At 46.5% G+C, this 14,602-nt stretch carries 13 protein-coding genes; 2 read left to right on the forward strand and 11 right to left on the reverse strand.

The genetic code is table 11. From position 1 onward, the window contains the following. Positions 1-2: 2 nt before the first annotated feature. The 3 genes from MHB63_00545 to MHB63_00555 all read right to left on the reverse strand — a co-directional run bounded on the left by MHB63_00545 (position 3) and on the right by MHB63_00555 (position 3,523). Complete coding sequence (locus tag MHB63_00545) at positions 3-563, reverse strand: maltose acetyltransferase domain-containing protein (protein MEK3805073.1); 561 nt, start codon at positions 561-563, stop codon at positions 3-5. 113 nt (positions 564-676) lie between these two features. Further along, complete coding sequence (locus MHB63_00550; GenBank protein MEK3805074.1) at positions 677-2,041, reverse strand: aspartate aminotransferase family protein; 1,365 nt, start codon at positions 2,039-2,041, stop codon at positions 677-679. Positions 2,042-2,059: 18 nt separating this feature from the next. Beyond that, positions 2,060-3,523, reverse strand: a complete 1,464-nt coding sequence (locus tag MHB63_00555) for a CoA-acylating methylmalonate-semialdehyde dehydrogenase (protein MEK3805075.1) — start codon at positions 3,521-3,523, stop codon at positions 2,060-2,062. Between the two features lie 107 nt (positions 3,524-3,630). Between MHB63_00555 and MHB63_00560 the strand changes: the two genes are divergently transcribed. Then, complete coding sequence (locus MHB63_00560) at positions 3,631-3,798, forward strand: hypothetical protein (GenBank protein MEK3805076.1); 168 nt, start codon at positions 3,631-3,633, stop codon at positions 3,796-3,798. A gap of 640 nt (positions 3,799-4,438) precedes the next feature. Here the strand turns inward: MHB63_00560 and MHB63_00565 are convergent. The 7 genes from MHB63_00565 to MHB63_00595 all read right to left on the reverse strand — a co-directional run bounded on the left by MHB63_00565 (position 4,439) and on the right by MHB63_00595 (position 13,229). Continuing rightward, entirely contained in the window at positions 4,439-6,055 is a 1,617-nt protein-coding gene (locus tag MHB63_00565) for a PucR family transcriptional regulator ligand-binding domain-containing protein (protein MEK3805077.1), read from the reverse strand. Positions 6,056-6,182: 127 nt separating this feature from the next. Then, entirely contained in the window at positions 6,183-6,392 is a 210-nt protein-coding gene (locus MHB63_00570; protein ID MEK3805078.1) for a hypothetical protein, read from the reverse strand. 13 nt (positions 6,393-6,405) lie between these two features. Then, the gene (locus MHB63_00575) at positions 6,406-7,881 is read right to left on the reverse strand and encodes an NCS1 family transporter (GenBank protein MEK3805079.1); all 1,476 of its coding nucleotides are present in this window, start codon (positions 7,879-7,881) and stop codon (positions 6,406-6,408) included. 53 nt (positions 7,882-7,934) lie between these two features. Further along, complete coding sequence (gene hydA / locus MHB63_00580) at positions 7,935-9,353, reverse strand: dihydropyrimidinase (GenBank protein MEK3805080.1); 1,419 nt, start codon at positions 9,351-9,353, stop codon at positions 7,935-7,937. A gap of 16 nt (positions 9,354-9,369) precedes the next feature. Continuing rightward, positions 9,370-10,650 (reverse strand): NAD-dependent dihydropyrimidine dehydrogenase subunit PreA, encoded by a 1,281-nt coding sequence (preA, locus tag MHB63_00585; protein MEK3805081.1) that lies wholly within the window; start codon positions 10,648-10,650, stop codon positions 9,370-9,372. A gap of 310 nt (positions 10,651-10,960) precedes the next feature. Further along, entirely contained in the window at positions 10,961-12,319 is a 1,359-nt protein-coding gene (locus MHB63_00590; protein ID MEK3805082.1) for an NAD(P)-dependent oxidoreductase, read from the reverse strand. Positions 12,320-12,338: 19 nt separating this feature from the next. Next, the gene (locus MHB63_00595; GenBank protein ID MEK3805083.1) at positions 12,339-13,229 is read right to left on the reverse strand and encodes a nitrilase-related carbon-nitrogen hydrolase; all 891 of its coding nucleotides are present in this window, start codon (positions 13,227-13,229) and stop codon (positions 12,339-12,341) included. A gap of 253 nt (positions 13,230-13,482) precedes the next feature. Between MHB63_00595 and MHB63_00600 the strand changes: the two genes are divergently transcribed. After that, a complete protein-coding gene (locus MHB63_00600) occupies positions 13,483-13,776 on the forward strand; it encodes a DUF6509 family protein (protein ID MEK3805084.1) in 294 nt (97 codons plus the stop codon). A gap of 37 nt (positions 13,777-13,813) precedes the next feature. On the opposite strand, the gene MHB63_00605 is transcribed toward MHB63_00600, so the two are convergent. After that, a complete protein-coding gene (locus tag MHB63_00605; protein MEK3805085.1) occupies positions 13,814-14,431 on the reverse strand; it encodes an acetate uptake transporter in 618 nt (205 codons plus the stop codon). Between the last annotated feature and the right edge of the window lie 171 nt (positions 14,432-14,602).

Below are 14,602 nucleotides of genomic sequence, written 5' to 3' on the forward strand. Positions count from 1 at the left end.
TGTCAGTTATTTTCAATTACTTTTAAAACCTTTGCCGGATTTCCTCCGACAACTGTGTTTGGAGGCACGTCCTTTGTCACGACCGCACCGGAAGCAATCACAGCATTGTCGCCAATCGTTACGCCAGGATTGATAACAGCAGCTCCTCCGATCCATACATTGTTTCCAAAGGTAACCGGCTTACCGAACTCTCTGCCGCTGTTACGTTCTTTCGCGTTTAAGGGATGAGTTGCCGTATAGATGTGAACACCAGGTGCAAGCATGCAGTTGTCTCCGAATCTTACTTCGCATACATCCAGAATGACACAGTCAAAATTAGCAAAAAAGTTTTCGCCGACATGGATATTCGAGCCGTAATCACAGCGGAAGGTCGGCTCTATGTAGACATGGTCGCCAGTTGAACCTAAAAGCTCTTTCAGAAGGCTGACACGTTCAGGGTCTGTTTCAGTTGTTTCGTTAAAATGACGGACAAGTTTCCTTGCTCTTATTCGCTCCTCTACGAGCGTTTTGTCTTGAGGGTCGTACATTTCTCCTGCCAGCATGATCTCTTTTTCCGTTCTCATAGTTGTCGCTCCTTCTGATTTTTGATACCTAAAATCTTACTCTTTTTTTCATGTTTTGTTAAGCACTGCAAAATAAAAAAACAGCACAGATTTCTCTGCACTGCTCGAGGTATTTAAGACAGGTCCGCGATTGCATTCAATTCTGAAATCAGCGTTTCTACAATAAATGCTGCATCCTCTTCCTCGATATTCAGAGGCGGTGAGATGGCCAGCACGTTGTTATAGCCTGCCACTGTAGCCCCGTTCTTGCCGATCAGCAGCCCTTTTTCCTTGCATGCAGCCATGACTTTATTGACAAGACCGGCATTTAACGGGGCTTTTGTTTCTTTGCTTTCGACAAGCTCGACTCCAATAAGAAGACCCTTCCCTCTCACATTGCCGACCAGAGGATTTTTCTGCAGCCTTGAGGTGAGTTCCGATCTTATTTTTGCGCCAAGCTCTGCTGAGCGCTCAAACAAATTCTCTTTTTCAAAGATTTCAATGTTTTTAAGGGCAAGGGCACATGCTGCCGGATTTCCTCCAAAGGTATTCACATGGCGGAAATAATCGTATTCCTCCGTCCCTTTAAAGGCTTCATAGATTTCTTTTTTCACAGCCGTTGCAGACAGAGGAAGATAGGCGCTTGTAATTCCCTTTGCCATGGTGATGATATCCGGCTTTACTCCGTAGTTCATAAAGCCGAATGCTTTCCCGGTCCGGCCGAATCCGCAGATGACTTCATCCACAATCAGGAGTGCGCCGTGCTTCTCGCACGATTCTTTAACACCCTGCATGTACTGCTCAGGAGGCATCAGAATGCCGCCTCCGGTAATGATCGGTTCCATAATAACCGCAGCGACTGTCTCGCTGAGCTCCCACGTCATGGCCTGATCAATCGCCTGAACCGATTTGAGCTCAGCAGGCTTTGTTCCTTCTTCTTCAGGAAAACGGTACTGATCGGGCGGTGCTACATGGATAAAGCCCGGAGCGAGAGGTTCATATTTGTACTTCCTCTGCGCCTGGCCGGTTGCAGCCAGTGAACCAAGAGTGTTGCCGTGATAGGCTCTGTACCGTGAAATAATCTTGTACCGCTCATTGCTTCCTGTCTGGTGATGGTATTGGCGGGCTATTTTAAACGCTGTTTCATTCGCCTCAGATCCGCTGTTTGAGAAAAAGATGACATAATCCCCGCCAAGCATGTCATTCAGCTTCTCCGAAAGCTCAATGGCAGGCAGATGACTCTGTGTCAGCGGAAAATATGCAAGCTTTTTCAGCTGTTCATAGGCTGCTTCTGCAAGCTCTGTTCTCCCGTAGCCAGCATTGACGCACCATAATCCAGCCATGGCATCAAGGTACCTCTTGCCGCCGGCATCTGTCACCCATGCTCCCTTAGCTTCTTTCGCGATTATGGTTGCCTCTGGATTGAACGGCTTCATGGAATGCCACAGATGCGCTTCGTCTTTTTGCAGGGCATCTTTTACATCTGTACTCTTTTGCATAATCATCCTCCCTGTCTGTTAAAAATCAAATCGGGATGTAATCATTTTTTTCCGCGTATAGAAGTTTACGCCGTCTTTTCCGTTAACATGTAGATCACCGTAAAAAGAATCCTTCCATCCTGAAAACGGGAAGAATGCCATCGTCGCAGGCACGCCTACATTGATGCCGAGCATTCCCGCATCCGCTTCTTCTCTGAATGTGCGGATAGCATGCGCATCCTTCGTATAAATGGTTGCCCCGTTTCCATAACGGGATTTGCGGATATATTCAAGAGCCACGTCAAGGTCTGATGCTCTCAGAACACTGAGTACCGGCGCAAAGATTTCTTCTTTTGCAAGGGTCATGTCCGGGGTGACTTCGTCAAAAATGGTCGCTCCGAGGAAATAGCCTTCGTTGTTGGCTTCCATATCTCTCCGTCCGTCTCTGACAAGAGCCGCTCCTTCTTCCATCCCCTTCTCAATATAGCCTATCACTTTCTTCAAATGGGAATCCCTGATAACCGGTGTAAGTAAAACCTCATCATCAAGGCCATTCCCCATCACAAGTTCATCCGCTTTTCGCTTAAGGATCTTCATGAACTCGGTTCCGTCTCCGACCGTGACAACTGCACTGCATGCCATACACCGCTGGCCCGCGCTGCCGAATGCCGAACTGACAATATGCTGGGCTGCTTTTTCAAAGTCAGCGTCCGGCATTACGACATGATGATTTTTTGCTCCCGATAACGCCTGCACGCGCTTTCCGTTAGCAGCAGCTTTTTCATAGACATATTTGGCGACCGGCTGTGAGCCGACGAATGAAATCGCTTTTATTTCCGGATGCCCGAGCAGGCCGTTAACCACATCGCGGCTTCCGTGAACAACGTTCAGCACACCGGCCGGAGCCCCAGCTTCCGTAAACATCTCCGCAAGTCTGTTTGACAGGAGCGGAGTTCGTTCAGAAGGCTTCAGCACAAAAGTATTTCCGCATGCTACTGCAAGAGGGAACATCCAAAGCGGCACCATCATCGGAAAATTAAAAGGCGTAATGCCGCCGACTGCCCCAAGCGGGTAACGGAACATTTCAGAGTCCATCTCCTCAGCAATTCCAGAAAGCGACTCGCCCATCATCAGACTTGGAGCCCCAGCCGCAAACTCCACACACTCGATTCCCCTTTGGACTTCCCCGTAGGCTTCTTTATAAGCCTTGCCATTCTCTGAAACAATCAGTTTCGCAAGCTCCTCATGGTTTTGGGACAATAAGTGATGATAGGCAAAAAGAATTCTGGCCCGCTTTGGAACAGGCACACGCTTCCAGGTTTTAAAAGCTTCTGCCGCTGCCATTGCAGCTGCATGCACATCCTCTCCAGTTGAAATCGGCACCGATGCTATTTTCTTTCCCGTCGCAGGATTGATGACATCCTGCATCTCACTTCCAGCAGCACTCACCCATTTCCCGTTAATAAAATTCTTTATAACCGCTGCCTCATTAGCAACTGTCATTCTCATCCCTCCTGATTACTGAAAATTCTATAAATTCATTATCCCCCACAACACCACCATGTTCATTAGACACACTGTAAAACAAAAGAAAGGAAGAATGCTACATAGTGACAAGAAAAGCGGAGCCGACTGTTCAGGCCTGGCAGTCAGATAAGAAATCACCGGAAAAGTCCGATTTTGACTTTTTCGGGGATTTTGTTCTGACAGAAGGACTAGGAGGCGCAGCTGGACACAAGAAAAGCGGAGCCGACTGTTCAGGCCTGGCAGTCAGATAAGAAATCACCGGAATCGATCGTTTGCTTACCCTCCGATTTCGATTTTCAATTTAAGAGGGCACGATTCCAACGCTTGCTTACCCTACGATATCGATTTTCAGTTTAAGAGGGTACGATTCCAACGTTTGCTTACCCTCCGATATCGATTTTCGGTTTGAGAGGGTACGATTCCAACGCTTGCTTACCCTCCGTTATCGATTTTCAGTTTGAGAGGGTACGATTCCAACGTTTGCTTACCCTCCGTTATCGATTTTCAGTTTGACAGGGTACGATTCCAACGTTTGCTTACCCTCCGTTATCGATTTTCAGTTTAAGAGGGTACGATTCACGCGTTTGCTTACCCTCCGTTATCGATTTTCAGTTTGATAGGGTACGATTCGCGTGTTTGCTTACCCTCCCACATCGTTTCTCGGTTTCCGAGGGTACGATTCACGCGTTTGCTTACCCTCCCACATCGTTTCTCGGTTTCCGAGGGTACGATTCTAACGCTTGCTTACCCTCCGTTATCGATTTACGGTTTTCGAGGGTCAGGTCCAGCAGCTATCTCGCCCTCCAAAACCGATTTTCAGTTTTACTAGATGCAATCTCCCCTCCCGCACAGCAAAAAAGAGCACCTCCACTTAGAAGTGCTCCTAATCTATTATTCAATTTTATGCTGCAGCGGAATGGTCCCTTCTGTGTTCCGGATAAAATCATAGGCCATGAGCATAAACTCAAGGGCTAGGCGTTTGTCTGAATTCATGAAGTTCTCCCCAAGCAACAGCTCAAGTTTTTCGATGCGGTGGTACAGGGTCTGCCTGACAATAAAGAGCTTTTTGGAGGTTTCCTGCTTCGACCCGCTGCAGGCAAGATAGGTTTTCAGCGTAATCAGCATATCACCGTTGTACTTGCGGTCGTATTCAAGAACAGGACCGAGGTATTCATTGATTGTCTCTTCAAGGTCACCGTGTTTTTTTAAGAGAGACATCATTCTGTACATATGAAGATCCTGATAAAAGCAGCTTTTTCCTTCTGCTGAGAGTGAGTCCTGCAGGGCGAGAGTTTCTTTGGCCGTCTGATAGCTGTACGGTATATTCCCCAGTCTGTCCGCGAATTTTCCCACACCGATAGTGAGGGAGGAGGCTCTCTGCCTCTCTGTTCCGCTTCCTGAATATATTCTGTAAATCGCTCCGCTCATGCGGTCTTTCCAGTCCTGCTTGTTCCGTTTGTTTCCTGCAATGAAAATCAGGTGATGGCGGACTTCTACGGTAAACAAGTGAAAGCCGAATTGTTCAAAAACGGTTCTGAATAATAACTTAAAGTAAGTGCTGTCTGCATTTTGGGTCTGGCCTGCGGCATCAGGGGATAATTTGCAGATGCACACCGCGCCTCCGTTAAGCCTCAGCATAGGATCTTGAAAAGCAAGCTGCTCTTTGATCACTTCATCGGTATATTCCCCCTCAAGCCAGTTGGTCAGCCACTCGCTTTCTTCAGCCATTTTTTTCTCTTTTACATAGAGGTCCCTAAGCAAATGCTGGGCAAATGCATTTGCCGTTCGGTCCAGTACAAGAAGGTCAAATTCGTTCAGTTCTCTGCACTCGGTCCATATATGCAATTCTGCATATGTTTCGCCGAGAATTTGGACGGGCTGTCTGGCCGCCCATGCTTTCTTTTCCTCACTTCTTAATGAAAATAGCAATGCTTCCTTTTCGCTGATGTCAGGTTCCGGGAAAAAGTCGGTTTTATTCCCTCCAAGAACAGCCGCCACCTGTACCTCCAGATAAGATTGCATAAATTTGAGGATTTGTTTGTAATCTTCAATTTCAAGAAGCATTTTGTTCAGCTGCTGAGAATAGGTTTCAAGTTCAGATAATAGTTGATATTGTTTATTGATGATGAGGGAATGCACATCTTGTGTAATTTCAACAAAAGGCACTTCGTGATGAAACAGAATGATGGGAAAATGGCGGGAATCAGCAAGTTCAATAACATCTTCAGGTATGGTATGGATATGAGTGCCGAGCTCAATGCACAGTCCGGCAGCCTGCCTGTCGATTAACTGCTGAAGAAAAGAAACAAGTTGTCCGGGATGATCCTTGAAACCAAGACCGGTAGTCAGAATCAGTTCATGACCATTTAAGAGATTGCTGATTTGAATCGATTCGACAATATGCACCCATTTTAACTGCCGCCGCAGGCCATTTGCTCCTGCAATGACTTCAGTCCGGGAAAAATGCTTTCGATTTAAAATCTCATCAATCGTTATGTATGATTTCATCCGCACACCCCTTTTTTGATGTCGCTTCCTTATATTATAAAAGAGGCACAGGGTGAACACTATACGTTTGTCAGCTTTTCTCACAAAAAAGATAGGACAAAATCTGCCCTATCCGCGTCGAACAATGTCAATTTTTAGCTTGTGCAATCAGCATGGCCGAAAAGTATTTTCTGCCATCAGCCGTTTTCACTTGCATTTCCGCTTCAGAATCATCCTGATCTTTGAAGACAAGGAATGCTCCGTTGAGGTTTTCTGTAACGGAAGATATCTTCCACCCTTTTCCGAGATAGTAATCGATTTTGTCCCGTTCAGCAAGATACTCCTGGTAATCTGACATCTTTCTCCTCCTATTATATGTGTTCTGTTGGAGCAGGCGAGATTGCTATGTTCGGCTCATATTCTTCTTCAAGATCAATGATCCAGTCGTTTCCTGCGGTGATGCCGAGGTATTTTGAATCATCCGGGTCAGTGATTTCAGCCTGTGCATATTTTTTAAACCACCAGTATTTTGCAAGAAAATAGTAGCTTGCCCCACCGGCTGCAAAACCAATGATAAATGAGTAGTCTTTAAATATGACAGCAGCCGCTCCCCCGGCTATCCATGCTATATAGCCCGCTGCATTAATGCCTTTATAGTATTTGTACTGTCCTTCTGTTTCGTAGAGGTCCTTTACATTCACTCTTCGCTTTCTGAGAAGATAGTAGTCTGAAATTAAAATGCCGCAGATGGCGGAAAGAATGCCCCCGACGACGAGCAGAATTTCAATTATGATACCAAACAGGCTCCAAGGCTGCACGACAATTCCAATTAGGCCTGCAACGGCAACTCCCGCCCAGAAAGGCACTTTCGGACCCCCTACATTTGAAAAGATAGTGGCAGCAGGTATCAGGTTGGCTGACGTATTGGTCGACCACTGCGCAAGGACTATCATGATGAGCAGTACGCCGAGAACGATGCCTGTTGCAGACTGCTGCAGGGCAACAACCGGGTCGTAGTTCGTCACAGCGATATAGGAAACCGCACCAATCACGACCATAAACGTTTGAACAATGGGATAAGCGATCAGATTTCCTGCAATTTGGCTCCTGTTCCGCTTAAACCAATTACGCTCCATTTTAGGAGCCTTTACAAACCTGGAAAGGGAGGGCATATCTGCCGCAAGCGTTCCCCAAAACCCCATGTTCGCCATGATGACAACCATAAAAGCGGTGACAGCTGCCCCTCCGGCTGCCGGACTCTCTACCCACGACCAGACGCTTCTTCCCTGCGCCAGCGCCTGATCTGACAGCGTAAAATACATCCATCCGGAAATAAGAATAATAACGGGTGCCGCAAGATCTGCAAAGCGCTCGATCGCTTTCATGCCGAGAGCCGTGTTGACAACTTGCAGAATGGCAAAGATGAAAAAGCAGACCATCCAATTATCAAATCCAAATAACGTTGCAAGAATCGCATTCATCGCGCTTGCTCCGAAAAACGTATTGACTCCAAACCAGCAGGAAGCAACAAATCCCCTCACAATAGAAGGAATGTGTGTCCCAAATGTCCCAAACGGCGCTCTCATATAAACCGGAAAACTCAAGCCGTGCTCAACACCTATGTCGCCCGTAAGCGTCATAATAAAACCAAGAGCAACGGATCCCAGTATTGTGGCGGCCACGACCCATCCAAGCGGAAGAGACTGGACCCCGGAACCCCCAATGGCAAATGCAGCAAGAACAACAGCCATCCCTACCCAAATCAGGCCAAAACCAAGTGAACCGATGTTTTTCTTATGATGAGGAATCGGCAGCAAATCCGGAGATTTCAAATAACCTTTCGCCACAATACATGTCCCCTTCCGCATGAAACAATTAAATTTTGAGGTTGCCCATACTCTTAGATTGAGACCTTTGAAGAGCCGGCTGTTCCAAGCTGTTTCCCATATTTAGCGCGTTTTATATATTGTCCGCTCCCGGTTTTGCCTGCAAATTGTCTGTCGCGCACGACAAATTCCCCTCTTGAAAGAACAGAAACAGGCACTCCTTTCACCTCCATGCCTTCAAACGCATTATAGTCCACAGCCATGTGGTGGGTCGCAGCAGAAATCGTTCTCTCAGCTGCAGGGTCAAACAGAACAAGATCGGCATCAGATCCAACTGCAATGGTTCCTTTTTTCGGATACAGGCCGAACAGCTTCGCAGCCTTGGTGCTCGTCAAATCAACGAATTGATTTAAACTGATCCTTCCTTTACTTACCCCTTCAGAAAAAAGAATGCTGAAACGGTCCTCAATAATCGGCCCGCCGTTAGGAATTTTCGTAAAATCGCCTTTGCCAAGATCCTTTTGGCCATTAAAATCAAACGAGCACTGATCAGAACCGAGTGTCTGCAGTACGCCTGTCTTCATAGCGTTCCACAAAACATCCTGGTGCTTCTTCTCGCGGAGCGGCGGTGACCAGACGTACTTGGCGCCTTCGAACTCAGGCTTTTCTAAATAAGACTGATCAAGTACAAGATATTGCGGGCATGTTTCTCCCCAGACATCAAATCCTTTGCTTCTTGCTTCGGCTATTTTTTCTACAGCTTCTGCACAGGAAACATGAACGACATACAGCTGCGATCCCGCAAGACCTGTAAGCTGGGCTGCTCTTCCCGTCGCTTCGCCTTCTACTTCAGGCGGACGTGTAAGAGCATGATAAACCGGATCTGTTTTGCCTTCTTCCAGTGCTTTTTTTGTTAAATAATCAATGACATCCCCGTTTTCTGCATGGACCATGACAAGTCCGCCGAGCTCTTTTGCGGTCAGCAGTGTCCGGAAAAGGGTTTCATCATCTGCCTGAAAAACATTTTTGTAGGCCATAAAGACTTTAAAGGAAGAAATTCCTTCTTCTTCAATGACTGAAGGCAATTCATCAAGGACATGATCATTGATTTCTGAGATCATTAAGTGGAAGCTGTAATCGATTACGGCTTTGTCTTTGGATTTCTTATGCCAAGTCTTTATGGCATCCTTTAATGGCTTTCCTTTTTCCGTCAGGCAGAAATCGATGATGGTCGTTGTGCCTCCAAAGGCCGCTGCCGTCGTCCCTGTTTCAAAATCATCTTTTGTAACGGTTCCTCCAAACGGCATATCAAGGTGTGTATGAGGGTCAATTCCTCCCGGGAAAATGTAGCATCCGTTTGCATCAATGATTTCTGCACCGTTTTCTGTCAGATTGAGGCCAATTGCAGCAATCTGTTCTCCGATAATGAGAATATCTCCCTGAAATGTATCCGAAGCTGTCACAATCGTTCCGTTTTTAATGAGTTTTTTCACAATTCCTCCCCCTTTCCTATTTCACAGCATTGGACGTTCCAAGAGAAGCGATCGCTGACTGCCGCTCATTCCAAGTCATTGGAGGCAGTTCATTTGCAAGTTCAACCATGTCAATAGCCCCGTCAACAGGACAGACGATGGAACAGAGATTGCAGCCTACGCAATCTTCTTCCCTTACTTTTAAGTATGGTTTTCCGTCAGACGTCATCAGCATATCAATGCACTGATGGGACGTGTCTTCGCACGCAATATGGCATTTATTGCAGTTAATGCAGACGTCTTCATTAATTCTTGCAGCAATTTTATAATTCAGATCAAGCTCGCCCCAGTCTGAATACCTTTCAACCGATTTCCCGACGAGGTCCATAACAGATGCAAGGCCCTTTTCATCCAAGTAGTTTGAAAGACCTTCAATCATGTCCTCAACAATTCGGAAGCCATGATGCATGGCAGCTGTGCATACTTGCACTCCGGTTGCTCCCATCAGAATGAATTCAACTGTGTCCTTCCAGTTTGAAATCCCTCCTATTCCTGATATCGGAACATTAATGCGGGGATTTCTCGCACATTCAGCGACCATATTCAGCGCAATCGGCTTAACAGCAGGACCGCAATATCCTCCGTGGGCCCCTTTTCCTGCTACATGCGGAATTGTATTCCATGTATCAATATCCACCCCTGCAAGGCTGTTGATCGTATTGATCATCGAGATGGCATCAGCTCCGCCTGCCGCTGCAGCTTCTGCGGTCACGGTGATATCGGTAATATTCGGCGTCAGCTTCACGATAACAGGCGTTTTCGCAGCTTCTTTCGCCCAGTAGGTCTGCCTTTCGACGAGATCAGGCACTTGTCCGGAGGCCGCGCCCATTCCGCGCTCTGCCATTCCGTGAGGACAGCCGAAATTTAGTTCAAGCCCGTCAACTCCGACATCTTCAACACGCTTGACAATTTCATGCCACTTTTCCTGTTTTGGCTCAACCATCAAAGAAGCGATAATTGCATGATTCGGAAACCTTTTTTTCGTTTCATAAATTTCCTTCAGGTTCACTTCAAGCGGCCGGTCCGTAATAAGCTCAATATTGTTAAAGCCTGCAACGCGCTGTCCATTAAAACTGACTGCTGCAAATCTTGAAGAAACATTCAGAATCGGATCACCGAGTGTTTTCCAGACAGCTCCTCCCCAGCCTGCTTCAAATGCCCTCTGAACCTGATAGCCCGAGTTTGTAGGCGGAGCTGAAGCAAGCCAGAACGGATTCGGAGACCGTATCCCGGCAAGATCAATCTTTAAATCAGCCATGTTTTGGATCCTCCTTTATAAGAAATGTGGAACCGCCTCGATCAGCTCCGAAAGACAGAAAAGAAATCACCGGAAAAGGCCGGGTTTGCCTTTTACGGGGATTTTGTTCTGGCCGAGGAGCTAGGCGGTGGAACTGGACAATGCGAAATGTGGAACCGCCTCGATCAGCTCCGAAAGACAGAAAAGAAATCACCGGAAAAGGCCGGGTTTGCCTTTTACGGGGATTTTGTTCTGGCCGAGGAGTTAGGCGGTGGAACTGGACAATGCGAAATGTGGAACCGCCTTGGGCAGTTCCTAATGACAAAAGAAATTACAAAGCCGGGTTCAGCGCCTCTGAAATTAGTTTTTTGTGAATCTGATAAGCTGTCAGTTTCCCCTGCTGGGCAGCGGAGACGACCATGGCTTCACCCTGGCCTTTGCCGAAGATAACATCACCGCAGGCAAATACTTTTTCGTTTGAGGTCTGATAAGTCCCTGCTGTGAGCTTTACGACTCCGTCTGCATGATCGAGGCCAAAACTCTCTATGAGAGATACATATCTTGATTGGCCGATCGCCCGGATGACCGCATCTGTTTCAATGATGAATTCAGATCCTTCAACAGGCACTGGACGCGGCCGCTCTCCTTCACTTGCTGAAGCAAGCTCCATTTTAATGCATTCAACACCTGTCACTTTGTTTTCTTCATTTTTAATAATCCGCTTTGGAGCCGTCAGCCATCTGAAGACGACGCCATCCTGTTTGGCAAATTCATACTCAAACTCGTAGGCTGTCATTTCAGCTCTTGTTCGTCTGTAGAGGATGCTCACATCCTCTGCACCAAGGCGGACTGAGCAGGTTGCAGCATCGATTGCCGTGTTCCCTGCACCGATTACGACCGCTTTTTTCCCGGCAAGCTTAAGCGTTTTTTCCGTTTTTGTTTCTTTGACAAATTCAATGGCATCATAGACACCATCTGCATCCTCGCCTTCTATGCCAAGCTTTGGCACAGCAGCCATTCCTGCGGCAAGAATCACGGCATCATACTCCTCAAGCAGCTCTGAAGGCATAATGTCTCTTCCAACTTTGCTATTCGTTCTGATCTTCACGTCAAGGCTTTTCACCTGATCGACTTCCCAAAATGAAATGGCCTGCGGCAGCCTGAATGAAACAATTCCGTAAGTGTTTAAGCCGCCTGCCTGATTTTCCGATTCAAAAATGGTGACTTCATAGCCAAGCAGAGCAAGTTCTCTTGCAGCTGAAAGACCTGCAGGACCTCCGCCTACAACGGCAACATTTTTTCCGTTCTTCTCCCCTGCTTGAAACAGGACCTGCTCATTATGAATCGCCCAGTCGGTTGCATAGCGCTGAAGGTTGCCGATCATAATCGGTTTCGTGGAAGCATTCAGCACACAGGCTCCCTCGCAAAGTTCCTCAGTCGGACAAACACGGGCGCAGCTCGCTCCGACGGGATTTGCCGACATAATGGTTTTAGCTGATCCTTTCATATTGCCTGAAGCGATTTTCTTAATAAAAGAAGGAATATCGATGCCGGTCGGACAGGCTTTTATGCATGGTGCATCATAGCAGTACAGGCACCGGTTTGCTTCTTCTAGTGCTTCCCTGGCAGACAGGGGCGGTTCTACTTCCATGAAGTTCTGTTCAAGTTCTTGAGCCGTAATCTCTCTCATCAAGCTCATTACCTCCTTTTTAAGGCAGCAGGGCCGTCATTTCCTGATACGTTTCAGGGCGTCTGTCCCGGTAAAATTGCCACGTATCCCGGACTTCGCGGATCACTTTTTTATCCATCTCCCCAATGACCACTTCATCTCTGTCACGGCTTCCTTCAGCAACAAATCTGCCTCTTGGATCGGCGAGATAGGATTGTCCGTAAAATTCACCCATATTCCATGGCCCCTCATATCCCACCCTGTTGATGGCGCCTATATAATAGCCATTTGCAACAGCATGTGCAGGCTGTTCAAGTTTCCACAGGTATTCTGACAGGCCTGCAACCGTTGCTGAAGGATTAAAGACGATTTCCGCACCGTTCAGACCGAGAAGCCTTGCTCCCTCAGGAAAGTGCCTGTCATAGCATATATAGACACCAATCTTCGCAAATGCTGTATCAAAAACCGGGTAGCCGAGATTGCCTGGCTTAAAGTAGAACTTCTCCCAAAATCCGCCGCCGTCTTTTCCGACTCCGACATGAGGGATATGATGTTTGCGGTATTTCCCTAAATACGTTCCATCCGCGTCAATGACAGCAGCAGTATTATAATAAGTTGCGATTCCTTCCCTTTCATAAATCGGCAGCACGATCACCATTCCAAGCTCACGGGCAAGCTCCTGAAACCGTTTTGTGGTCGGTCCGTTTGGAATTTCCTCTGCTGCATCGTACCATTTCGTATTCTGTTCCGTGCAGAAATAAGGGCCGTAGAATATCTCCTGAAGACAGACAATCTGCGCACCCCTGCTGCTTGCTTCCCTCACAAGCTTCATATGCTTTTCAATCGCCCGTTCTTTATGGATATCTACAGCCTCATTTCCGTCTGTATCATTGCTTGCCTGAATTAAACCGATGACCACTTTATCCGGCATATAAAAAACCTCCTCCGTTTCGCATAAATAGTCTAAATATTAAAAAAATAATACCTGTCTCTATTTTACTTTTAACAAATTGGCTTTACACTGTACAAATTGTTAAATGGTTAAGGAGATTTGTCTTGCAGAATGTAAAATATAAGCAGTGTGCTGTCAGTAAATCTGACACTCTTTTCTATAAAGTTGTTTTATGGACTTTTTTTAGGTAGGATAGGTAGGGAGTATACCCTGAAAGATTGGAATGATACATATGAACATAGCAGCCTATACGGTTGAAAAACTGCAGGATCCATTTGGCATTCTCACCGGAGACCGGTATGAATTTATTCTTGAGCTTGAGGTAGATGAAGAGGATGAGCTTTATACTGAAAAAGGTCTCCTGATGAAGGTGATTTTTGCTGTAAACGACACCGGTGAAGGAACCGTTTCTGTTTATCATCTGATGGAGCAGGAAACAAATGGCGTTCTTGATTTTGAGCTTGAAGAAGAAGAAGAAATCATGGTTAAAGCATTTTGCCAGGAGCATTACAGAGAAGAAAAGTAAAACGAGCAGGGAATGAACCCTGCTCGTTTTCTTTTGCTTATTTTTTGAAGATCCCAAAAGGTTTTCCAACAGGCAGCACTGTTTTTTCGAAATGAGTATTCAGTACCGCTGCAGCAGAACCGTAGAACGACAGCAGGGCAATGATCAGCTCAGATACAGCAGCAAGCATGTGGGTCGCCTCATGCATAATATCAAAAGCACTCAGTGAAAGTCCGATAAATAGAAAATCGATAAAAACAAAAATCAAAAACAGGACCTTGTGTGTTTCCATTGCACCGATTGTCATGAACAGACTGAAAATCAGGTATCCGACAAATGCAAATCCAAGCTGTTTTGGATCAGCGGCTGCCGCAAGTTTCTCGCCGAACACGCCCATTTGAATCAGCCAGGTTGCGCCGACTCCAAGCCAGAAAAGACCGAAAGCGCCAAATGCAGTCGTTCCAAACGTGTTGTTGTGTTTTGCATCGTGAACACTTGCAAAAAGCTGTGCAAAGCCGCCCAGGAATATCGCCCAGGGCAATATAAGTGAAAGACCGTCAGTCAATCCAAGTTTTTGTGACGAAGCCACTAGTGTTACCATAGCGAGTCCAAATAGCCCGATTGCCGAAGGATCTGCAGTAGTGATTTTTACTTGCTGTACATTTTGTTGATTCATGGTGAGCCTCCTAAATATTTAACACATACTTGACCACGATACAGGATGCAGATACCGGTGTCAATGGATTTTTTAAGAGCAGTTAAAGGTAACCGTTTGCAAAAAAAATATGACCCTTCGTGTTTGGCAGCACGCTGAGAAAGGTCAGATCCCAGTTGCTTATGACCCTTT

This window comes from Bacillus sp. FSL H8-0547 (assembly GCA_038002745.1).
GTDB lineage: Bacteria > Bacillota > Bacilli > Bacillales > Bacillaceae > Bacillus_P.